This is a genomic window from Ornithinibacillus bavariensis (assembly GCF_018333235.1).
GTDB classification, from domain to species: Bacteria; Bacillota; Bacilli; order Bacillales; family Amphibacillaceae; genus Ornithinibacillus; species Ornithinibacillus bavariensis.
Genome location: NZ_BORP01000002.1, coordinates 178,877 through 201,687 on the forward strand (window position 1 = coordinate 178,877; position 22,811 = coordinate 201,687).

Consider the following 22,811-nt stretch of genomic DNA (forward strand, 5'->3'; position numbering starts at 1 on the left):
TAGGACTGAAGTCTATAAATATTTCCTATTATCCCATTCCCTTTCGTTATAGACTCATGTATAATGTATTTCGAGAATCGAAAGAAAGGGGAAAACAATGAGCGCACAACTCGAGGAAGAACAACAAGTTCAAATGAAGCAAGAGAAGATTTGGACACGGGACTTTATATTAATCTGTCTTGCTAATTTCTTTATCTTTTTTGGATTCCAGATGACATTGCCAACCCTTCCATTATTTGTAAAGGAATTAGGCGGTAGCGACCAAATGGTTGGTGTAATTGTAGGGATATTTACGTTTTCTGCATTGCTGCTAAGGCCATATGCTGGTCATGCCCTGGAAAATAAGGGACGACAATTCGTTTATATGCTAGGGTTAGCGATATTCGTTGTTTCTGTTGGGTCGTTTGCGTTTATAGGAAGTATCGCCTTTCTACTAATTATCCGCGTTGTTCAAGGAGTAGGCTGGGGCCTTTCTACTACAGCAACGGGAACGATTGCAACAGATATAGTACCGGCAAGTCGCCGGGGAGAAGGATTAGGTTATTTTGGGTTATCCGGTAATATAGCGTTGGCCTTTGGACCCGGTTTAGGGCTAGCTTTAGTTGGTAAAATTTCATTCCCTTCATTATTTCTTATATGCGCTGCTTTTGGACTCGTAGCTCTTCTGTTATCTACAAGAGTACATTATAAAAAAGCGGAGCAATCGCCTGATAAATCGGTAACACCACGTTTTGATATCTTTGAAAAAACGGCAATTCAACCGTCTATACTAGTCCTGTTTATAACTTTTACATTCGGTGGTATAGCGACCTTCCTGCCATTACATGCGATAGAAAGAAATGTTTCCGGTATTGAAATTTACTTTATTGTATATGCAGTCTTTCTATTAATCTCGCGAACATTTGCTGGAAGAATATATGATAAAAAAGGGCATTTATATGTATTTTTACCTGGTACTGTCATGATTTTTGTTGCCATGATGCTATTGGCTTGGCTTCCAAATACTTCTGTACTGTTAGTTGCTGCTGGTCTTTATGGTTTAGGGTTTGGTTCCGTACAGCCTGCACTCCAAGCCTGGGCAGTAGAAAAAGCTGCAGGAAATCGCAAAGGAATGGCAAATGCCACCTTCTATTCCTTTTTCGATTTAGGAATTGGATTAGGAGCATTAATTTTTGGCCAAATTGCATTTTTATTTAACTACAGTACGATTTATGCTACAGGAGCAGGGTCAATTTTGGTCTCCATGATCATTTATGTTGCATTAGTCTTACGAGCTAAGAAACTTCAAGAAGTGAACGAATAACAAATGAAGCAATATTTTGTGCTATGCTTCCCTTATGGTATACAGATTAAAAATCAGAAATCTGTTTTATCCTAGGGGATTTTTTTATGCTTTACTACGTATAATCTAAAGGAGTATAAGCCATCCTAATGATAGATTAGAAGTTTTGAAATTTGACTCAACTCATATACAATAAAAGTAAAGTCTTGTATAGAAGGCAGGTTAATAGAATTTGAGAAGACTCAGTGATATTAATATCCAAAGGCTTTTCCCTTCTTTAATCTATAAGCGGGGATTAGAATATTATAAACGTGGTCAAGTATCTGATCTTACATACGATAAAAATTACAATGTGTGGACAGCAACGGTTCATGGTACGGAGGATTATTTTGTAGAAATTAATATGAAAAACTTGGATTCGGGTTCTGTCGATACGTATTGTGATTGTCCGGCATTTGAAACATTTGGCTCTTGTAAGCATATTGTGGCTACATTAATAGGCATTATGGATCAAGAGTCACCTTCAAAGACGCAAGCCTTCTCTTCCTATGATTATGAAATGACGAATCGGTTTATCAGAGCACTTAGCAATATAAGTGGATCAGCAACAGTTACAGATATTGTTCCAGAAAAGACACCACTCCATGTAGAGTACATCTTGAAGTGGTCGTATGATAAAAATATTTTAATTGAATTAAAAGCCGGTGAAAGTAGAAGCTATGTTGTTAAGGATGCTCATCAATTTATTCAAGATGTATTGGCAGGTAATGAGCACTTTTTTACAAAGATGTTTACGTACTCACCAACTCAACATTATCTATTACCAGAAGATAGGGAAGTATTAGAAATCCTTGGATCGATACAGAAAAACGAAAAAATATATGACGGTTACCATGTTTATCATTATCGGGGGAATGTGAGTGATAAGCGTGCAATTATCATTCCACCCCTAGTTTTTGAATCCCTGTTAGAAAAGTTAATGGAGCGAAACTTTATAGTCGAAGCAAATTCAAAGACCTATTCAGAGGTAAAAATGGAAAAAGGGAATCTGCCATTTCATTTTGCATTAAATAAAAACGAGCAGAACGATTTATTATTAACGATGCATGATGTGGAGGATAGTATTTATTTTAAAAACTATGAAATTCTCTTTTACAACGGAATATTCTATTTTCCGCTAAAAGAACAAATTCCGATATTAGAGCTAATTAGTCAATTTGGGAGAGTCGATCAGCAGCTGCCTATTTCCAAAAAGCAGGCAGATGCATTTCTTTCCGAAGTACTACCATCTTTAAAGAAGGTCGGAGAAGTTACCATTGCGGATGATGTCTCCTCCGGTATAAGCCAGTTTCCTCTTCGCGCTAAAATGTATTTAGAAGCAAAGGGAGATTGGATTATTGGAAAGCTAGAATATCATTATGGTGAATATGTAGTAGATCCATTTAGCGGTCGTGAGCAGTATGAGGTAATTATTATACGTGATGTTGAAAAAGAAAAGCAGATTATGCAGCTCATTGAGCATGCTAATTTTCATTATAATGGTAGGGAATTATTTATCGATGCAGATGAAGAGGAGCTATATGAATTCCTATATAAGGTGTTACCTGTTTTAGATGAATATGTAGAGCTTTTTCTAACGCAAGAGGTCCGTAGCTTTATCATAGAAAATGAGCCAACACCTAGGACCAATGTTACCATGGAGTCCTCAACGGATTTACTGGAAATTGGCTTTGATATGGAAGGGCTAAATGATGAGGAAATCAATAGGATATTAGACGCTGTCATTGAGAGAAAACGATATTACCGACTGCAAAGTGGGGAGATTCTCTCCCTTGAGGGGGAAGCATTTACTTCCATTCAACACTTCTTTGCAGACTTAGATATTCAAAAAGATGATGTACACAACGGAAAAATTCAAATGCCAGTTTATCGAGGAACACAAATAGATGAACTGATTGAAACAAAAAAGAATTATAGTCCAGCTTTTCGTCAATTATTACACCAGCTTACAGAACCAGAGGAACAGAATTATGAGCTTCCGAGCACACTGGAGGCTTCCCTTAGAACCTATCAGCTGACAGGATACAGATGGTTTAAGTCACTTAGTCATTATCATTTGGGTGGAATATTAGCAGATGATATGGGATTAGGAAAAACCTTGCAAAGTATAGCTTATTTGGCCTCCGAGCTAGGTGAACACCCGCATCTTATTGTCGCGCCGTCATCTGTTGTATACAATTGGAAGAATGAATTTGAAAAGTTTACGCCAAGCCTTACTGTGGCAGTGATGACTGGTACACCTCAGGAACGTCATGAAAAAATTAATACATTGAAAGATGTGAATGTGTGGATCACATCGTATGCAACACTAAGACAGGATATCGAGCTTTATCGCGAATGTATCTTTAAAGTACTAATATTAGATGAAGCACAGTATATTAAAAATTATGCAACAAAAACATCCAAAGCGATTCGCCAAATTAAATCAAGCAGACGTTTTGCTTTAAGTGGTACGCCAATTGAGAATTCCATCGAGGAGCTATGGGCAATTTTTCAGGTGGTCTTACCAGGTCTAATGCCAAATCAAAAGACCTTTAAGCAGCTTTCTCATGAAAAAATTGCATCAATTACAAAGCCATTTATTCTCCGCCGTTTAAAAAAGGACGTTTTAAAAGAACTTCCTGAAAAAATTGAGACGGTAAGTGTTTCAGAGCTTACAAACCAACAGAAGGAACTATATGTCGGTTATTTAAGGCAGTTGCAGCAAGAAGCGGCTCAGTCCATCAAAGAATCTGGTTTTCAACAAAATCGAATGAAAATATTAGCAGGCTTAACACGTCTCCGCCAAATATGCTGCCACCCTTCCTTATTTATTGAGAACTATGAAGGGGAATCAGGTAAGCTAGAACTATTGATGGAGACTATCATGACAGCTTTAGCCAATGGTAAACGGATGCTAATTTTTTCCCAGTTCACAACGATGCATGAGATTATTATGCAAAAGCTTCAGGATGAGGGTATCGATTATTTTTATTTAAGTGGTAATACTCCATCTAAAGAACGAGTAGAAATGAGTGAACAATTTAATCAAGGGGAAAAAAGTATATTTTTAATTTCTTTAAAAGCAGGTGGAACGGGTCTCAATTTAACTGGTGCAGATACGGTAATCTTATATGATCTATGGTGGAATCCTGCTGTAGAGGATCAGGCTACTGGAAGGGCTCACCGTTTTGGACAAAAAAATGTTGTTCAAGTCATTCGTTTAATTACAGAAGGAACTATTGAAGAAAAAATATATGAGCTACAGCAAAAGAAACGGGAATTAATTGATAAAGTGATTCAACCAGGAGAGACAATGCTCTCAAGCCTAAGTGAAGAGGACGTTAGAGAATTACTGAATATTTAATGCTTCTTATTATTGTAAAGAATTTGAGGGGCCGCCTAAATAGCGTGCCCCTCAAAGCTCTACATATTAATTTGAAATAACTTCCTTGGCCTTCCTTTTTGGTAAGGTTTTTCCTCCCCAACTACTTTAATGACTTCCCCAACTAAGAGTTTATTTACTGTACGTTCGGCGCTTCTTTTGGTGACACGATAGTAGTTAGCAATATCATTGGAAGAAAATGGCTCATTATTACGTAGTTGAACAAAATCAATAAAATTATAGGACAGCTCATTATTAAGTTTTGCCTTATGAATAAGCGCTTGATAAAGTCTTGAAGTGTCAAAATGTTTTTTAACGCCTAACGGTCCAATGGTTTCCTGGCGATCATTCACAATATAACAGCTGCTATTTTGATTATGTAAACATGCATCCATTGCAAGCCGTGCATGATCTTCTGCCTGCTTGGCTGTTAAGCCTAAACCAAACCCGATTTCGATAGGAGTGGCTAATGCCTTCTCTATTTCCTTAATAAGTGGGAAATCGCGATAATGGTTGGTAATATGATCTAAAACTCCCCTAGTACCAAAAATGACGTATTGGTTTTCACTATTCGTCAGTACAGAAGCATATGTTTTATGGCCAAACTTTAGTAATATTTCATAAAGCTTTTGCTGTAATTCCTGTAGAAATTCTACTCCCTTTTCTTCCCTTACTTTATCTATATCCTTGATTCTAACGTAGCCAGCTACAATCTGGGCGCTTTGACTTGTGTTTAAGCGTGCAATGGACTTGCACTGGGCAATAGCGTGATCAATATTAATCTTCGGTATTACCATTAAGTAAGAGGGGATGTCTGCATCTTGAAGCCTACTTTCTACTTCCTTCAAGGAGGTTAATACATAATCAATCTTTCCTTCTGCAAATAGCTGCTTATGAAAATCTACAACGTTACTAATATTTACTTCTTTATCATTACCATAGCTTAATGTGTAAATATCATCATGATTAATTGCTAGCTCAGAAAGTACTTCGCAAACATGCTCTTCCTTTGGTACATCAATGGCTAAACGTCGAAGCTTTACTTGATGTTTGTTTTTTAAATGGTAGAAGGAAGTTAATATCATATATTCGTCAAAAGCAACTTGAACAGCTGGCAATCGCTTCTTTTTTATTTTTTGTTGAACATAAAGATACGGAAGCTCCTCTAGGAATAAATACACATCACACATAAAGGCTTTGTCAATTAGTTCAACCGTATCACTTGCTTTTGTATAAATAAATGGGACAACTTCAACATCATCATGACTTTTTAAAAATTCATCAAAGTAATCAATTAGCTCACTCCGCCCGAATATCGCAACTTTTATTTTCACTGTCTTCCCCCCTAAATGAAGTAAGTAAATTTAACTCCATGTAACTACAGATAACTGTAAAGAAAATTCTGTCTATTATATGTAAAAAATAACGTTAATTAGCGAACTAATTAACGACATGTTCGGTAATTTCTCTTAGTGTAGGTAATTTTCATAATATTGTCAAGTGGGTAAAGATTTAATATATGTTGAAGAATAACCAGTGGAAACTGGCTATTCTTCTATTCTTGAATGCTAAAACGTTCTCTTACTTGTTCACGTAACTCTCGTTTAAGAAATTTCCCTACTGATGATTTTGGTATTTCATCAAAATATAAAACATCATCTGGAAGCCACCACTTTGGAAATTGGGCTGCAAGAAAGGCTAGAATATCCTCTTTCTTTACTTTACCTTCAAAGCCTTCATGTAATACAACACAGGCAATTGGTCGTTCCTGCCATTTATCATCCGGAATGGCAACTACACAGGCTTCAAATACAGGCTCATATGCCATGATGGCGTTCTCAAGCTCAACCGAAGAAATCCATTCCCCGCCACTCTTAATCAGGTCTTTTGTACGATCAACAATTTTAATTGTACCTTCTTCGTCGACCGTGACAACATCTCCCGTATGGAACCAACCATCTTTAAATGCATCGTTACTACGTTCATCCTTGTAATATTCATTTGCTATCCATGGGCCTCTTAGTAATAGCTCTCCCATATCTTTACCATTCCATTCAACTTCTCCCTGGTCACTTATCACTTTCATTTGCAGGCCAGGAACAAGAATACCTTGTCTTGCTCGTTCTTCAAATTTCTCTTCCTGAGTAATCGTTTGTTGGTAGCTTTTTAAACGAGAAATGGTAGCTAATGGTGTGGTTTCAGTTGCCCCATAAGCGTGATAGAATGGAATGTTATGTTTTTCTTCAAAGGCCCTTATTAGTCCAATTGGAGCAGCAGATCCTCCGCATAAAACCGCTCGTAAACTGGATGTATCATAATTTCCTTGCTCCAACTCCCGCAATAATCCAAGCCATATAGTTGGTACACCTGCAGTAATCGTTACTTTAAACCGTTCAATGAATTCGGCTAGTCGCTTTGGTGTAAAGCGAGGACCGGGCATGACTTGAGTTGACCCAAACCAAGTACAAGCAAAGGGAGTACCCCAAGCATTGACATGAAACTGAGGTACAACAGGCATGGAAACATCTGATTCGGAGATAGCAGCAGTATCAGCAAGGCCTAAAGCAAAGCTGTGCAATACAATCCCACGGTGAGTATAGATTACACCTTTTGGTTTTCCAGTTGTAGCGGATGTATAACACATACCCGCAGGTTGGTTTTCATCAATATTGGCTGCAAATGCATATAACGGATCACCAGTCGAAATTAATTCCTCATAGGAGTAAAGTGGTTGGATGCTAGATTCTGGAAGGTCAGCTTTATCAGTCATTACTACAAAAGCTTCTACAGTGGTTAAATGTGTGTGTATGTGTTCAATCAGAGGTAAGATGTCTTCGTCAATAAATAAGATTTTATCTTCTGCGTGATTAATAATGTAAATGATGTCTTCCGGGGATAAGCGTATGTTTATCGTATGTAGTACTGCCCCCATCCCTGGTGCAGCAAAGTAAATCTCTAAATGGCGATGATGATTCCATGCTAACGTACCCACCCGATTTCCTTGCCGTATTCCCATTTCGTTTAAAATACTCATAAGTCTTCTAGTACGTTGACCGATTTCTCCATAATTTAATCGGTGAAGTTTATCATGTGTCTGTGAGATAACTTCCTTCTTGGGAAAAAACTGTTCAGCATGCTCCATCATTGACCCAACCGATAAAGGGATTTGCATCATACCTATTACCATCTCCTTTTATAATTTGGCTATTATTAAATAGATTATTAGATACAAATTATCATGATAGGACTAATAGCATAGGAAAATAATCTAATTAATCATAGCAAAAAGAAAGTAAGTAGCTGAGTCAATAATATCATATTATTTTGATAATTTAAAATAAAATTATAATACATCGATAAAGCCTTATTTAATAGTGTTTTCAGTAATTATAGCGCTTCCAGTTTCAACAATAGTTTGACAATTGTACGGATTGTTCAGTAGAATAATAGTCAGGTTATTAAATAAAGGGGGAGAATTTCTATGAAAAAGAAGTATATTCTTTCTTTCGCTATATTACTAGTTCTATCGTTAGCACTAGCAGCTTGTGGCGGAAGTAAGCAATTAACGATGTTAACAGGCGGTACTGGTGGTACTTATTATCCATTAGGTGGAGAAATTTCTAATATTATTTCAGATCAAACAGATACAACAGTAACACCTTCTACTTCAAATGCTTCAGCTGAGAATATTGAGGCATTAGCAGAAGGGGAGGCTGATATTGCCTTCACGCAAACAGATGTTATGTCAAATGCGGCAGATGGTATTAACGCCTTTGAAGGAAAGGCTATCGACAATGTATTAGCAATTGGTTCTTTATATCCAGAGACTATTCAAATCGTAACAACGAAGGATTCAGGGATTACCTCTGTTGAGGATTTAAAAGGTAAGGCGGTTTCTGTTGGTGCACCAGGCTCTGGTACCTATGTTAATGCAGAGCAAATCTTAGCAGCTCATGGCTTAGATATTGAAACAGATATTAAAGCACAAAAGCTAGACTTCGATGAGTCTACTGGTGGAATCCAAGATGGTAACATTGATGCTGCCTTCATTACAGCTGGTACGCCAACTGGTAGTGTAGAAGGTTTATCTGCAACGAATGAAATTACGATTGTTCCAATTGCCCAGGATAAAATCGATGAGCTAGTGAAGCAATTCCCTTACTATGCAGCAGATACAATTCCTAAAGGTACTTACGGATTGGAAAGCGATGTTACAACTGTAGCTGTTCTTGCGATGCTAGCTGTAACAGATAGCTTATCAGAAGATGATGTATATGAAATTACAAAAGCAATCTATGAAAATACAAGTAAAATTACGCATGCAAAAGGTAAGTTAATTTCTTTAGACACTGCTCTTAATGGTATTGGTATTGACTTACACCCAGGTGCAGAAAAGTACTATAAGGAAAAAGGTCTATTAGACTAAATAACTCGTAATTTAAATTTGTTGGAGGGTGGCCGGCTGCCTGCCTATTTAGGGCTTGAAGCCGGTCTGTCCATTTTTTAGGTTGTGACAGCATGCAAAAGCTTTTACAAAAACGATTCATTATTGGTTTTCTCCTACTGTTTATCCTGTCATTGACACTTTTTGTTCCATTTCGAACTGCCTTAGTATTTTACAGAGAGAATACAAGTCATGTTGAGGCATACCTTCCAATCGAGGAAGGTGACACATTTCAAGTTATTTACACTCATTCCATCCACCTAACTGATGTAGTAGAAATATACGAAGCTTTACCAGATCATTCCATCAAACAAACGGAGCTTATTTATGAACATTATGGTATTGGGATGCCTTCGGATGCTGATGAAGGTGGAACTATTATATATGAGGATGGGAAAATTCATATTAAAGATATGGACCGGGTCTTTCCTTTTATTAATTTACGGAATGGAAAAACTGTTCCCCGTCATCGATTAGTGTGGGGAGATGATTTTAGTCATATGGTGTGGTTTAAAGATTTCTTTGAGCCTGGGGCACGTTTTACGATAAAAGTTGATAAACTTTCTTTATGGCAACTTTTGAAAGGAGTGAAAATCCATGAGTAAAGAGAAAAAACTCGTGACAGAACAATTGACACTGGAAGAACAAGAGGCATTAATGCAAAAGTATGATACAGAATCCAATCAGAGAAATGTTACTGGTATTGCTGCTATTATTATATTCACGCTTCTGATATCATTTTCATTATTTCAGCTATATACAGGTTTCTTCGGTGCATATACTGCCTATATTCAACGAACGATTCACTTAGGCTTTGCCTTAGTTTTAATTTTTCTATTGTTTCCTGCAAGTAAAAAAGGAAATAAGAATCGAAATAGGATTGCATGGTATGACTATGCCTTAGCATTAATTTCTTTTATCGTTTGTTTATACTGGCCTATTTTTTATGATTCACTTGTAAAGAACATTGGATCGATTAGTACTGTTCAAGTTATCATAGGTGGCCTTGCTATATTACTTGTATTAGAGGCAACTAGACGTGCGGTCGGTCTACCGATTACGATAATAGCTGGTGTTGCATTGCTATATGCTTTACTAGGCCCGTACATGCCAGGCATGTTTGCACATAGAGGATTAAATTTGAACCAATTGGTAAAAACAATGTTCTTTACCACAGAAGGTATTCTCGGTACACCTCTTAAGGTATCATCGACATTTATTTTCCTATTCTTGTTATTTGGAGCATTCTTAGTGAAGACTGGGGTAGGAACCTATTTTAACGACCTTGCAATTTCAATAGCAGGGAGGAGGACTGGTGGCCCGGCAAAGGTTGCAATCTTCTCCAGTGCATTAAACGGAACGATATCTGGTAGCTCAGTAGCGAACACGGTAACGACTGGGGCTTACACAATTCCGTTAATGAAAAGACTAGGGTATAAAAAGGAATTCGCTGGCGCTGTTGAAGCCGCCGCGTCTACCGGCGGCCAAATTATGCCACCGATTATGGGTGCTGCAGCATTTTTAATGATTGAATTTGCTGGGGTTCCTTATTGGGAAATAGCGAAGGCAGCGATTATTCCAGCTATTTTATACTTCTCTGGTATTTGGATTATGACACATCTAGAAGCGAAGAAGACGGGATTGGTTGGACTACCGAAAGAAGAATTACCTTCAAAGAAGGAAGTATTTAAAAAAATACATTTACTAATACCGATCTTTGTCATTATTATTTTCCTATTCTTGGGTTACAGTATTGAGAGAACAGCTCTTTTAGGTATTCTCTCCGCTGTAGTGGTTAGTCTTTTCATGAAGGAAACAAGAATAACACCAAGAAAATTCGTTGACGCGCTAACTTCTGGTGCAAGAACTGCTTTAGGGGTAGCGGCAGCAACAGCCTGTGCTGGTATAATCGTTGGGGTAGTGACGAAGACTGGTCTTGGCCTTAAGCTTGGAAATGGGATAGTCGATATGGCTGGTACTCTAACAAGTAATGTGAATGTCCAGCTCTTACTGACTCTTTTATTTACGATGATTACATCGATCATTATCGGTATGGGCTCACCAACAACAGCTAATTATATTATTACATCAACAATTGCATTACCGGCAATACTAGCTTTAAATGATCAACTTGATTTTGCAATTCCAGTTTTAGCTGCGCATATGTTTGTCTTTTATTTTGGTATTGTGGCTGATATTACTCCACCGGTTGCTCTTGCAGCATTTGCGGCATCGGGTATATCTGGAGGGGAACCAATTAGAACTGGTATTAACGCCTCGAAATTGGCGATAGCTGCGTTCATAATTCCATATATGTTCGTTTTAAATCCACAAATGCTTATGATTGATGCATCATGGTTAGGTATAGTCTGGATCTTTATTACAGCATTTACAGGAATGATAGCAGTGGGTGCCGGTTTAATTGGATACTGGTATAAAGGCCTTAATTGGATAGAACGTATCTTATCTGTTATTACTGGATTATTATTGATGTATCCAGAAGGGTATTCTGATGCGATAGGATTAGTCTTATTTATTGGAATGATTGCTTACCAATTTATCTTTAAAAAAGATCAAGGTGTTGGTCAGCCTGTGGAAGCCAAGGGTGCATAAGGAAAGAGGGTAGAATCTCCCTGAAGGAGGATTCTACCCTTTTTGTTATTTCATGTTAAAATATTTATTAGATTAAATAGGAGGAAGGGTTGTTTGAAATGAAACGGCAACATGATTTTACACAAGGGAATATTTGGAGGCAGTTAATTGTCTTTTCTTGGCCAATCATGTTGGCCAATTTATTGCAAACTTCTTTCCAATTAATCGATAGTCTATGGGTTGGTAATCTTCTCGGAGCACATGCACTAGGAGCTGTTGCCGTTTCTGGGACGATAATTTTTACTGTTCTTTCGTTTATTATTGGGTTAAATAATGCAGCATTAACCATTCTATCCCAGCAAAAGGGGAAAAAGAATGAGGATGGATTGAAACGTTATTTGAATGCATTTGTTGTACTAATGTCAATAATGTCGATTGGATTAGGAATAGCAGGTTTTTTTGGTGCAAAGGGATTGCTTCAGTTACTTGGTACACCAAGAGAATTGTTACAACTAGCTACTGCTTATCTACAGATTAACTTCCTTGGGATGCTGTTTTTATTTGGCTATAATTTCATTAGTACCGTACTTCGTGCTTTGGGAGACAGTAAAACACCTCTACGGTTTGTTTTTATTGCAGTTTTAGTGAATTTAGTAATGGATCCATTGTTTATAGCTGCATTTGACTGGGGTGTAAAAGGTGCAGCATATGCTACCATTATTTCACAGGGATTTGCCTTTATGTATGGGGTTTTCTATGTGCTTCGGAACAAACTAGCACCATTTATGATACCAAGATTACCAAGCTGGAATGAAATAAAACTAATATTAAATTTAGGTATCCCATCTGGCCTTCAAATGTCTGTAATTTCGGCTGGCTCAGCTGCAATTATGAGCGTGGTTACTTCTTTTGGACCATCAGTCGTAGGAGGTTTTGGTGCTGCTGGACGATTAGATAGTATTATTATGCTCCCAGCACACGCTTTAGGTACTGCTGTCGGCAGTATGGCTGGTCAAAATATTGGTGTGCGAAACTGGGACCGTGTAGCTAAAATTGCAAAGAATGGGGTCATCTATAATTTTGCAATAATGGCTGCTATTGGGGTGCTTGTAGTTTTATTCGCTGAATATGCGGTGAAATTATTTATACAAGAGGAAGCGGCAGTTCAGTTTGCTACGAAATATTTACGAATCATCGCACTTTGCTATCCTTTTTTAGGTATTAATTTTATTTTGAATGGTGTAGTCCGGGCGGCAGGTGCTATGTATTCCGTACTGATATTAAACATTATTTCTTTCTGGATTTTAAGATATCCATTATCTTATTTGTTTTCCAAACTGTATGGAGATACAGGAATTGCAATCGGGATGGGCTTAAGCTTTATCATTAGTAGTGTTTTTGCTTTTCTATATTTTCGTTATGGAAAATGGAGAGATAAGGTGCTATTTAAGAAAAAGACACAGCATCATTAATTTATCCACATTTTGTGGATAGGTTGAGGATAACCCCAATATTTTGTATGGAAAAATAAAAAATAATACGAGATATTGACATGTTCTGTCGAAGGGATTGTGGATAACCATGTTAACAGATGGGAAGAGGGAGAATGAAAAGGAATACGAAGAAGGCATGGAAGCAGACAGTTTTATTAATGCTAACGATAACCGTGGTTTTTATAATGCTATCGGTTTTGACAAATCGTCCGAATGAACAGCCAATAGTACATCATGCAGTTCTTACCTATAAGCCCACTGTAGAAAAGTATGCGAAGGTGTATGATGTTGAGGACTATGTTGACATAATCCTGGCTATGATGATGCAAGAATCGGGAGGCAGGGGAAATGATCCAATGCAGTCTTCAGAAAGCTACTGTGGAAGCATTGGCTGTATTCAAGATCCGGAATTGTCTATCAAGCAGGGGGTATATTATTTCTCTGAAACATTAAAAGAAGCAAATTATGACTTGAAGCTTGCCATACAATCCTACAACTTTGGCAAAGGATTTATTCAATATGTTAAGGACACTGGGGAGCAATTTAATCAAGAAGTTGCAATTGAGTTTTCAAGGAAGATGTATCAGAATGCAAAAGATCCTTCCATATATAGCTGTCTACGAAAAGAAGCAAAACAGTATAATGCCTGTTATGGAGACATATATTATGTACAATCTGTGATGAGATACGCAGATGAAATGACGGAAGAAGAGTAATCTTAAAAAAAGAATAATACCTTTCAAGGAGGATAAATAATGAGAAAAGAGATTCATACAGAAAAAGCACCAGCGGCAATTGGGCCGTATTCACAAGCGATAGAAGCAGGGAATATGCTATTTATTTCAGGGCAAATTGGAATCGAACCAGCAAGTGGTCAGATTGTATCGGGTATCGAAGCGCAAACGAAGCAAGTGATGGAAAATTTAAAGCATATAATGGAAGAAGCAGGGACAGACTTTTCTAATGTAGCGAAATTTACTATTTACTTATCCTCAATGGATGACTTTGCTACTGTTAATGAAATTTATGGTAGCTATCTACAAAAACCATATCCAGCACGTGCAACCGTTGAGGTTAGTAGGTTACCGAAGGATGTTTTAGTTGAAATTGATGCGATAGTTGTTAAATAAGAAGGAGGAACACTAATTGGACAATTTTACATATTACAATCCTACAAAACTTATTTTTGGTAAAGGACAATTAGATGCCCTGCCAGATCAAGTAAAGCAATATGGAAAAAAAGTGCTTCTTGTTTATGGTGGCGGTAGCATAAAGCGGAATGGGATTTATGACAGCGTAATGGCTAAACTAGCTGAAATAAATGCAGTGGTGTTTGAGCTCCCGGGAGTTGAACCCAATCCAAGAATCTCTACTGTCCGTAAAGGAGTGGAAATTTGTAAGAACGAAGGAATTGAGATTATTCTAGCTGTTGGTGGAGGAAGTACCATTGATTGTACGAAGGCCATTGCAGTTGGTGCAAAAACAGAAATCGATATGTGGGATATCATCACTAAAAAGGAATCAGCACATGATGCACTTCCATTTGGGACTGTCCTAACTATCTCAGCAACTGGATCAGAAATGAATAGTGGCTCTGTTATTACAAATTGGGAATTAAATGAAAAGCATGGCTGGGGAATCGCCCCATATACGTTTCCTAGATTTTCTATTCTTGATCCGGTGCATACCTTTTCTGTGCCAAAGGATCAGACGATCTATGGAATTGTAGACATGATGTCTCATGTACTAGAGCATTATTTTCATCTTGAGACTAATACAAAAGTTCAGGACCGATTCTGTGAATCCATCCTGATTACAGTGATGGAAACAGCACCAAAGCTGTTAGCTGATTTAGAAAATTATGAGCTAAGAGAAACCATTATGCTATCTGGTACATTAGCACTTAACAACATGTTGAACATGGGATTCCGTGGTGACTGGGCAACCCATAATTTAGAACATGCAGTAAGTGCAGTTCACGATATCCCACACGGTGGAGGACTTGCTATTTTATTCCCTAATTGGATGAAGCATGTATTAGATGAAGAAAATGTTGGACGATTTAAGCAACTAGTAGAGCGAGTATTTAGGGTGGATGCTAATGGTAAATCTGATCATGAGGTTGCAATTGAAGGAATCAATAAACTCCGTGAATTCTGGAATAGCATCGGTGCACCATCTAAGCTCTCTGACTACGGTATCGACGAAAGTTCTATTGAATTAATGGCAGACAAAACAGTTGTTGCTAGACCAGAATATGGCGTATTTAAAAAGCTTACCAAGCAAGATTCCATAGCCATTTTTAAAGCGAGTCTATAATAAGTGTTTCGACAAATTATTTCCTAGGAAATAATTTGTCGATTTTTTGTGTGGAAAAAGATAGCCGGAATGTAGAAATGCTGTTCCGCAAATCGGCTTAGTCATGAGAAACAGTAATTAAAGCGAGGATTACCTACCGAAAATCACATCCAAGAAAAATGGTAACCAAAGCGCATATTGCTTCCCAAAAACTGGCTCAGCCATAGAAATCGGTAACCAAAGTAAGTATTGCCACCCAAAAATCAGCACAGCCAAGAGAAACGGTAACCAAAGCGCGTATTGCCACCCGAAAATCAGCCCAGCTATAAAATAAAGTAGCCAATACAATTTTATCACCTAGATTAAGACAATAAAGTGCTCTCACACCACAGGAACGAGTTGCAACAAATGATCACTAAAAAAAATCAAAAAAAGAACTAGCCTATTGATAAATGGCTAGTTCTTCTTTGATTGCTGTGCGAATTTTATCTAAACACTCTTCCGGAGTCTTTCCGAAAATACGTCTGTTATTTACGATAGCATATGGCTTTACTCGGCATAATCCACAAAAGGATAAACAGTCACTAGTAAGTACTGCAACCTCGGGAAACTCTTTTTCCAGTATTTCTTCTATATTTAATGTTGTGATCGCATTTCCATCACATACTTCGACTACGACAATACCCATATGGCATCACTTTCTTTCAGAATTAAATAGGAATAGGACTGAATCATATCATTATCATTAGATTTTATCAATTTTCATGCTTTATACATAAACTATAATCAATAACGGGTAGAAAGTGAACGTTTTTGGTCTGTATACTCATGCTTATACCAAGCAGCTAATAAAAATATACCACTCAGAATTAGTATGGCACTCGTTACAAAAAATACGGTAGATATACCATAAAATCCTGCAATTAACCCGCCAAGTGCTGGACCAATAATGTTACCTAGGAAACGTAGGCTTGTATTATAGCCTAGCACCTCTCCTTGCATGGAAAGAGGTGCTTCTTGACGAATATAGGCAATTCGTAGGGGGATAATTCCTCCGATCGATACACCTAATAAAAACCGCACGATAACTAGCTGCCAAATAGAGGTGACAAATGCACCTGGTAGGTAGACAATACCTGCCATAAATAATAACCCGATCAATATTTTAATATATCCTCGTTGATCACCTAACTTTCCCCATCTGCGAGACATGAGTAAATTACCAGCACCAGCTGCTGAGAACGCGATTCCAGAGAAAAATGCAATACTAGCTGGACCATGGATCTCCTCTACATACAAGGAAAGTATGGGTTGAACACTAAAGTGTGCAATCTGTACAAGAGTCGAAATAATCATGACCACTAGTAAAACTGGGTGCCTAATAATATGGAGTAATACTTCCTTCCGTGAATAGGATCGATGATCATTCCCTTCTGCTGTTTCTAAACGATGTTCCTTTACACCGAAGGCTACAATAAGTGCAGAAAGAATAATCGTAATCGCAGTCCATTTAAACGTAGTTGAAAAACCTAACATATCCGCTAATGCACCACCCAATAGAGGTCCCATTAACGAACCAGTTATACTACCGGTCTGCAATGTTCCTAGTACCCTCCCAGCACTTTTCCTAGGAGTTTGTGTTGCAATAAGTGCTTGAGACATAGGTATAAATCCCGTGAAAATCCCCATTAATAACCGTAGAATAAATAATTGCCAAACACTGGTAGCAAACCCCATTAAAAATACAGAAAGACCAATTCCACTAGCAAAGAAAATTAATAGTTTTTTCCTTCCGTATTTATCTCCAACCCTTCCCCATACTGGGGAAAAGAAAAATGCAGCGATAAAAGTTACTAAAAATACCCACCCTGCCCAATTTTGAATATAAACATTTGAAAAGTTTCCAAGGGAAGCAATATATAAGGATAAAAATGGGATAACCATTGTGGTGCTTCCGGAGATAAAAAAGTTTGCAAACCACATGATGACTAAATTCCGTTTGACGTCTACTTCAGTATTAATTTGTATGTCCTTCCTTCTGTAAAATTATTTCGTAACCTAAATATAACGAAAACCGAAATAAATTTAAAGTATTATACTTATAGTTTAGGAGTGTTATTTTTTTGATATTGGGTATAATCAAGATAATAAGTTAATATTTTAATAGACAAGCAAGTGAGTAAATAAAATGGAAGGAAAAGGAGCTAACGATGATGAAACAATATATAAAGCTAACAGCTCTGTTTACTTTAATAATAAGTTTGCTAACAGTGTTCGTGGTGCCAGTAAGTGCTGATGAAGGCATTAATGAAAAGCTAGGGGTACCGATTGTTGTTTATGGAGGAAATCTAACAGACGATCAGAAAACTCAGACGAAAAAACTATTAGAAGTTACAGATTCAAATATGGTGGATGAATATACAGTAACAGGGGAAGATTTGGCAAAATATATAGGGGGAAATTCCAAATCAAGGATGTTCTCTTCTGCTAAGATAACGATAGAGGAAGAAGGGAAAGGACTAAATGTATCGATTATTACCCCTGAGAATATCACTGAAGTTACGAGTGAAATGTATGCCAATGCTCTGCTTACAGCAGGGGTTGAGAATGCTAGCGTAGTTGTAGCTTCACCGGTAAAGGTATCAGGTCATTCGGCCCTAACTGGAATATATAAAGCATATGATGAAGAAGGTGCACAGCTTGATAAGGAACGGATGGCGCTTGCTAATGAAGAGCTTAATGTAGCAACGGATTTAGTTTCTAGCGCTGGCCTTAGCAAGGAACAAGTAAGTGAATTAATTACGCAGATTAAACAAGCAATTGCTGAACAAAATCCTGCAACTGTAGATGATATAGAAAGAATTGTAAAAGAACAATTAGATAAACTAGAAATCTCTTTAAGTGAAAAGGATCGTCAAATGTTGATAGATTTGTTTGAAAAAATGAGAGATTTGAATATTAATTTTGATCAAGTGAAAAGTCAATTAAATGATATTGCCTCTAAAGTCCAAAATAAAATTGAAGACTTAATTGCAGATGAAGGATTTTGGGATAATATTGGAAACTTTTTTAAACAACTATTCGATGCTATAAGTAAATTTTTTGCTAATATATTTGGGTAAATACAGTTATATACTAATGTTTTATCTTATTACTAGAAGGTCTATTTCTAAAATGCAGCCGATTAAAGGGTATATTTTGGAAATAGCCTTTTTTTCGGTAAAAGGTCCTGGGAATAAATAACTAATAATTCCACCTATCATGATTATTTAGTCATATATGAATAAATGAAATAATATTAATTAAATAAATATTTTAAAAAAACAGATGAAATATTTTATAATAGGTTGTATAATAAAAACCAAGTTCAAGTTTTGGACTGAATTGTTAGAACATTTAATTAATAGGAGGGTCTAAACACATGAATTGGAAAAAGTGGTCATTACTATTTGCTCTTATTCTTGGTCTAGGTTTAGTCTTAGCTGCTTGTGGCGGAGACAAAACTGGTGGTGAAAAGAAGAATAATAATGAGCAAAGTGAAAATTCTGGTGAGAATGAAGGAAGCGCTTCAGAAGGTGCGGAACAAGTTCTAAATGTCAATATAAAGAGTGAACCACCTTCATTGCATCCTGGTCTTGCAACAGATACTACTTCTGGTGCAGTTCTTTACCAAGTATTTGAAGGGTTAATGCGTATTAATCAGGAAGGTGTGCCTGAGCCTGCAATGGCAGTGGCAGAACCAGAAGTTTCTGATGATTTATTAACGTATACATTTACGATTCGTGATGATGCAAAGTGGTCTAACGGTGACCCAGTAACAGCTCATGATTTTGAATATGCTTGGAAATGGGTATTAGACCCAGCTAATGCAGATACAGATTACGCTTATCAATTATATGTAATTAAAGGTGCTCAAAAAGCGAAAGAAGAAGGCGGATCATTAGATGAAGTAGGGGTTAAAGCGAAAGATGACAAGACTTTGGAAGTTACACTAGAACAACCAACTCCATATTTCCTTGATCTAACAGCATTTTATACTTATTTCCCTGTTAATAAAAATGTAGTTGATGGGAACGATAAATGGGCTCTTGAAGCAAGTGATGCTTATGTATCAAACGGTCCATTCTTGTTAGAATCCTGGTCTCACAAAGATAAAATTGTACTTAAGAAGAACCCAACATATTGGGATGCTGACACTGTGAAACTTGAAACAATTAATATGTATATGATTGAAGATGAAAATACTGCTCTAGAAATGTTTAATGCTGGTGACTTGGACTGGGTTGGATCTCCAACTGATTCAGTACCACTTGCAGCTAGACCAAAGTTGAAAGAAGAGGGTAAATTAAACATCACTCCTCTTGCAGGTGTGTATTACTATGCATTTAACACGGAAGAAGCACCTTTCGACAATCCAAATATTCGTAAAGCATTTGCTCTTGCAATTAACCGTCAAGGTATTGTAGAAAACATCACAAAGTCAGAGCAAATACCAGCAATGGCGTTAGTACCACCTTCGATTTGGGAAGAAAGCAAGGAAGGATATTTCGCTGACAATGATGTAGAAAAGGCGAAGGAATACTTAGAAAAAGGCTTAGAAGAGCTAAACTTAGATAAGTTACCAAAAATTAAGCTTTCATACAACACTGATGAAGCACATGCTGTTATTGCTCAAGCGATACAAGATATGTGGAGTAAGGGCCTAGGTGTTGAAGTTGAACTGAATAACGAAGAGTGGAACGTATATCTCGACACAATGGGATCTGGTAACTTCCAGGTTGGACGTATGGGATGGTTAGCAGACTTTAACGATGCAATCAACTTCTTAGAAATATTCCAGTCTGTTGGTGGAAACAACTATACAAACTGGGAGGATGCTGAATACAAGGAGCTTTTAGCGAAATCCAGAACAGAAACAGATCCTGCTGCTCGTAAAGCTATTCTAAGAGAAGCAGAAGCAATTTTCATGGAAGCTCTGCCAATCGCACCAATTTACTTCTATACAAATGTATGGACTGCAAAAGACTATGTCAAGGGTATAGAAGTATCCGGACTTGGAGATGCACAGTACAAGTGGGGATATATCGAAAAATAGTAGCTTGATATAAAAATGCTGAAGTTAAACCAAGATAGGAAACAGATATACTGTTCTCTATCTTGGTTACTTCCATTAATAGCATAACAACCCTTTTGTAACTTGTAAGGACAAGGCTTTTCAAGAAATTTAGAGAATTATACTGAATATATGTATACATGCAAAAAGAAACAATTACTCCTTTTTAGAAATGCAAAAGAACTGTATTTTTGCATAAACACAAGGTTATTATTCTCTTTTCTTGAAATGGAAAAGGGAATGGTCAAGGGGTGGATCGTTTCACCTCTTTTTTAGGTTCACGTTACTTGGAGGTGTTATTGTGGGAAAGTATATTTTGAAGAGAATCGGTTATATTCTGCTTTCTTTGTATTTAATTATAACTGCAACCTTCGTACTAATGCGATTAGCGCCAGGAAGTCCCTTTGCATCGGAAAGAAGAATTCCACCCGCTTTAGAACAGCAAATGAATGAAGCCTATGGATTAAATGATCCAATTCATAAACAATACATTGAGTATGTTGTTAATGCATTTACATTTGACTTTGGCCCTTCCTTTAAATTTGTTGGACAAGAAGTGACAGATATTATATTTAGAAGTTTTCCTTATTCATTAGTTTTAGGACTGGAGGCAATGTTTATTGCACTTGGGATTGGTGTCCTGCTGGGTGTGATTGCGGCAATAAGACACAATAAGTTTAGTGACTATATAGCAATGGTAATAGCGGTTTTAGGTATTTCTGTCCCCAGCTTTATCATGGCATCTATCCTACAATACGTTTTTGCAATAAAGCTAGAAATGTTTTCAGTTGCAAGGATGGAGTCCTTCGCAGATACTATTTTACCAGCCGTGGCACTAGCTACAACTCCTTTAGCATTTATAGCTCGCTTAATGAGGTCTAGTATGCTAGATGTTTTAAACTCAGATTATATTAAAACTGCAAAATCAAAGGGTATGAGTCAACGCGTTGTCACCTATAAACATGGACTCAGAAATGCTATGTTACCGGTTATCTCGTACATGGGTCCATTAATAGCAAGTATTCTAACGGGTAGCTTTATCATCGAGACAATTTTTGGTATTCCTGGTCTAGGAAGTGAATTTGTAACTAGTATTACAAACAGAGACTATACCGTAATTATGGGGACGACCGTATTCTTTGGTATCTTATTACTCTTTTCTGTATTAATCGTAGATTTAATTTATGGATTAATTGACCCGAGAATTAAACTTACAGCAAAGGGTGGTGAAAAGTAATGGCACATCCACAACTTACCAGTACAGATTTCGAACCACTACTGACGAACAAGGCAGAGCTAGAAAAAATTTCTGGCAAAAGTACATCTTATTGGAAGGATGCATGGAGAAGATTCCGTAAAAATAAATTAGCCCTAGCAGGAATTTTTGTCATATTGTTACTTGGAATTATGGCTTTTAATGGCGCAAAAATGTCAGGTCATAACTTTAAAGATAATGATTTAATGGCAACAAACCAGACAATGTCAAAGGATCACTGGTTTGGAACAGATACACTAGGAAGAGATATCTTTGCTAGAACCTGGGAAGGAGCAAAAATCTCCTTATTTATCGGTTTAATGGCGGCGTTTCTAGATTTAATAATTGGTGTGATCTGGGGTGCCGTTGCTGGATATTTTGGTGGAAAAGTGGATGAGTACCTGATGCGAATAGCGGACATATTGTATGGATTACCATATTTACTTGTAGTAATTTTGTTAATGGTTTTAATGGGACAAGGAATTTGGACAATGATAATCGCAATGGTCATAACGGGATGGATCAATATGGCGAGAATTGTCCGCGGTCAGGTGATGCAGCTCCGTTCGGAAGAGTATGTACTAGCCTCCCGTTCTCTAGGCGCAAGTAATTCCAGATTACTATTCAAGCATCTTATTCCAAATACCCTAGGGCCAATTCTTGTTACGTTAACTTTAACAGTACCTAATGCCATTTTTACTGAAGCATTTTTAAGCTTTTTAGGGTTAGGTGTTCCAATGCCACATGCAAGCTGGGGAGTTATGACTAGTGATGCAATAGGAGCATTTCAATATTATCCATACCAGTTATTTTTCCCAGCATTCTTTATTTGCTTAACGATGCTGGCATTTAATGTAATTGGTGATGGTATGCGTGATGCACTTGATCCGAAAGGGCGAAAATAGGGGGA

Annotated in this window: 18 protein-coding genes; 13 read left to right on the plus strand and 5 right to left on the minus strand. The window is 37.2% G+C overall.

Annotation, left to right across the window (positions count from 1 at the left end; all coding sequences use genetic code 11):
* The first annotated feature begins 97 nt into the window (after nucleotides 1–97).
* Together KI338_RS06740 and KI338_RS06745 are read left to right on the plus strand one after the other, a co-directional pair.
* Nucleotides 98–1,303, plus strand: a complete 1,206-nt coding sequence (locus KI338_RS06740; protein ID WP_212920243.1) for an MFS transporter — start codon at nucleotides 98–100, stop codon at nucleotides 1,301–1,303.
* Nucleotides 1,304–1,514: 211 nt separating this feature from the next.
* Complete coding sequence (locus tag KI338_RS06745) at nucleotides 1,515–4,688, plus strand: DEAD/DEAH box helicase (protein ID WP_212920244.1); 3,174 nt, start codon at nucleotides 1,515–1,517, stop codon at nucleotides 4,686–4,688.
* 59 nt (nucleotides 4,689–4,747) lie between these two features.
* Here the strand turns inward: KI338_RS06745 and KI338_RS06750 are convergent, their stop codons facing one another.
* Nucleotides 4,748–6,040, minus strand: coding sequence for a hypothetical protein (locus KI338_RS06750; RefSeq protein WP_212920245.1), 1,293 nt, complete (start codon nucleotides 6,038–6,040; stop codon nucleotides 4,748–4,750).
* Nucleotides 6,041–6,261: 221 nt separating this feature from the next.
* Entirely contained in the window at nucleotides 6,262–7,881 is a 1,620-nt protein-coding gene (locus KI338_RS06755) for a long-chain fatty acid--CoA ligase (RefSeq protein ID WP_212920246.1), read from the minus strand.
* 306 nt (nucleotides 7,882–8,187) lie between these two features.
* Here KI338_RS06755 and KI338_RS06760 point away from each other — a divergent pair, with 306 nt between their 5' ends.
* From KI338_RS06760 to KI338_RS06790, 7 genes are all read left to right on the plus strand, one after another.
* On the plus strand, nucleotides 8,188–9,132 hold the full coding sequence (locus tag KI338_RS06760; RefSeq protein ID WP_212920247.1) for a TAXI family TRAP transporter solute-binding subunit: 945 nt from the start codon (nucleotides 8,188–8,190) through the stop codon (nucleotides 9,130–9,132).
* Nucleotides 9,133–9,224: 92 nt separating this feature from the next.
* The gene (locus KI338_RS06765; protein ID WP_212920248.1) at nucleotides 9,225–9,755 is read left to right on the plus strand and encodes a DUF1850 domain-containing protein; all 531 of its coding nucleotides are present in this window, start codon (nucleotides 9,225–9,227) and stop codon (nucleotides 9,753–9,755) included.
* Nucleotides 9,748–11,763 carry a TRAP transporter permease gene (locus KI338_RS06770; RefSeq protein WP_212920249.1) on the plus strand — a complete coding sequence of 672 codons (2,016 nt, stop codon included), beginning with the start codon at nucleotides 9,748–9,750 and terminating at the stop codon, nucleotides 11,761–11,763. Before KI338_RS06765 ends, KI338_RS06770 begins: the two co-directional genes overlap by 8 nt.
* A 98-nt stretch (nucleotides 11,764–11,861) precedes the next feature.
* A complete protein-coding gene (locus KI338_RS06775) occupies nucleotides 11,862–13,214 on the plus strand; it encodes an MATE family efflux transporter (RefSeq protein ID WP_212920250.1) in 1,353 nt (450 codons plus the stop codon).
* A gap of 134 nt (nucleotides 13,215–13,348) precedes the next feature.
* On the plus strand, nucleotides 13,349–13,951 hold the full coding sequence (locus KI338_RS06780) for a lysozyme family protein (RefSeq protein ID WP_212920251.1): 603 nt from the start codon (nucleotides 13,349–13,351) through the stop codon (nucleotides 13,949–13,951).
* Nucleotides 13,952–13,990: 39 nt separating this feature from the next.
* Nucleotides 13,991–14,365 (plus strand): RidA family protein, encoded by a 375-nt coding sequence (locus tag KI338_RS06785; protein ID WP_212920252.1) that lies wholly within the window; start codon nucleotides 13,991–13,993, stop codon nucleotides 14,363–14,365.
* 16 nt (nucleotides 14,366–14,381) lie between these two features.
* Nucleotides 14,382–15,554 (plus strand): iron-containing alcohol dehydrogenase, encoded by a 1,173-nt coding sequence (locus KI338_RS06790; RefSeq protein ID WP_212920253.1) that lies wholly within the window; start codon nucleotides 14,382–14,384, stop codon nucleotides 15,552–15,554.
* Between the two features lie 129 nt (nucleotides 15,555–15,683).
* Here the strand turns inward: KI338_RS06790 and KI338_RS06795 are convergent, their stop codons facing one another.
* From KI338_RS06795 to KI338_RS06805, 3 genes are all read right to left on the minus strand, one after another.
* A complete protein-coding gene (locus KI338_RS06795; protein ID WP_212920254.1) occupies nucleotides 15,684–15,881 on the minus strand; it encodes a hypothetical protein in 198 nt (65 codons plus the stop codon).
* A gap of 94 nt (nucleotides 15,882–15,975) precedes the next feature.
* Nucleotides 15,976–16,221 carry a YuzB family protein gene (locus KI338_RS06800; protein ID WP_212920255.1) on the minus strand — a complete coding sequence of 82 codons (246 nt, stop codon included), beginning with the start codon at nucleotides 16,219–16,221 and terminating at the stop codon, nucleotides 15,976–15,978.
* 98 nt (nucleotides 16,222–16,319) lie between these two features.
* Complete coding sequence (locus KI338_RS06805; protein WP_212920256.1) at nucleotides 16,320–17,516, minus strand: MFS transporter; 1,197 nt, start codon at nucleotides 17,514–17,516, stop codon at nucleotides 16,320–16,322.
* A 230-nt stretch (nucleotides 17,517–17,746) separates the two neighbouring features.
* Between KI338_RS06805 and KI338_RS06810 the strand changes: the two genes are divergently transcribed.
* From KI338_RS06810 to KI338_RS06825, 4 genes are all read left to right on the plus strand, one after another.
* Nucleotides 17,747–18,655, plus strand: coding sequence for a DUF1002 domain-containing protein (locus KI338_RS06810; protein ID WP_212920591.1), 909 nt, complete (start codon nucleotides 17,747–17,749; stop codon nucleotides 18,653–18,655).
* Between the two features lie 299 nt (nucleotides 18,656–18,954).
* Nucleotides 18,955–20,628: a peptide ABC transporter substrate-binding protein gene (locus tag KI338_RS06815; protein ID WP_212920257.1), complete on the plus strand. Its 1,674-nt coding sequence runs from the start codon at nucleotides 18,955–18,957 to the stop codon at nucleotides 20,626–20,628.
* Nucleotides 20,629–20,947: 319 nt separating this feature from the next.
* A complete protein-coding gene (locus KI338_RS06820; RefSeq protein WP_212920258.1) occupies nucleotides 20,948–21,883 on the plus strand; it encodes an ABC transporter permease in 936 nt (311 codons plus the stop codon).
* Nucleotides 21,883–22,806: an ABC transporter permease gene (locus KI338_RS06825; RefSeq protein ID WP_212920259.1), complete on the plus strand. Its 924-nt coding sequence runs from the start codon at nucleotides 21,883–21,885 to the stop codon at nucleotides 22,804–22,806. Before KI338_RS06820 ends, KI338_RS06825 begins: the two co-directional genes overlap by 1 nt.
* Nucleotides 22,807–22,811 lie beyond the last annotated feature (5 nt).

Bases quoted from the DNA above. Each gene is read 5' to 3' on its own strand.
- KI338_RS06740 (WP_212920243.1), top strand. From the start codon at position 98: ATGAGCGCACAACTCGAGGAAGAACAACAAGTTCAAATGAAGCAAGAG.
- KI338_RS06765 (WP_212920248.1), top strand. From the start codon at position 9,225: ATGCAAAAGCTTTTACAAAAACGATTCATTATTGGTTTTCTCCTACTG.
- KI338_RS06810 (WP_212920591.1), top strand. From the start codon at position 17,747: ATGAAACAATATATAAAGCTAACAGCTCTGTTTACTTTAATAATAAGT.
- KI338_RS06805 (WP_212920256.1), bottom strand. From the start codon at position 17,516: ATGTGGTTTGCAAACTTTTTTATCTCCGGAAGCACCACAATGGTTATC.
- KI338_RS06755 (WP_212920246.1), bottom strand. From the start codon at position 7,881: ATGATGCAAATCCCTTTATCGGTTGGGTCAATGATGGAGCATGCTGAA.
- KI338_RS06775 (WP_212920250.1), top strand. From the start codon at position 11,862: ATGAAACGGCAACATGATTTTACACAAGGGAATATTTGGAGGCAGTTA.
- KI338_RS06770 (WP_212920249.1), top strand. From the start codon at position 9,748: ATGAGTAAAGAGAAAAAACTCGTGACAGAACAATTGACACTGGAAGAA.
- KI338_RS06815 (WP_212920257.1), top strand. From the start codon at position 18,955: ATGAATTGGAAAAAGTGGTCATTACTATTTGCTCTTATTCTTGGTCTA.
- KI338_RS06780 (WP_212920251.1), top strand. From the start codon at position 13,349: ATGAAAAGGAATACGAAGAAGGCATGGAAGCAGACAGTTTTATTAATG.
- KI338_RS06800 (WP_212920255.1), bottom strand. From the start codon at position 16,221: ATGGGTATTGTCGTAGTCGAAGTATGTGATGGAAATGCGATCACAACA.
- KI338_RS06825 (WP_212920259.1), top strand. From the start codon at position 21,883: ATGGCACATCCACAACTTACCAGTACAGATTTCGAACCACTACTGACG.
- KI338_RS06760 (WP_212920247.1), top strand. From the start codon at position 8,188: ATGAAAAAGAAGTATATTCTTTCTTTCGCTATATTACTAGTTCTATCG.
- KI338_RS06785 (WP_212920252.1), top strand. From the start codon at position 13,991: ATGAGAAAAGAGATTCATACAGAAAAAGCACCAGCGGCAATTGGGCCG.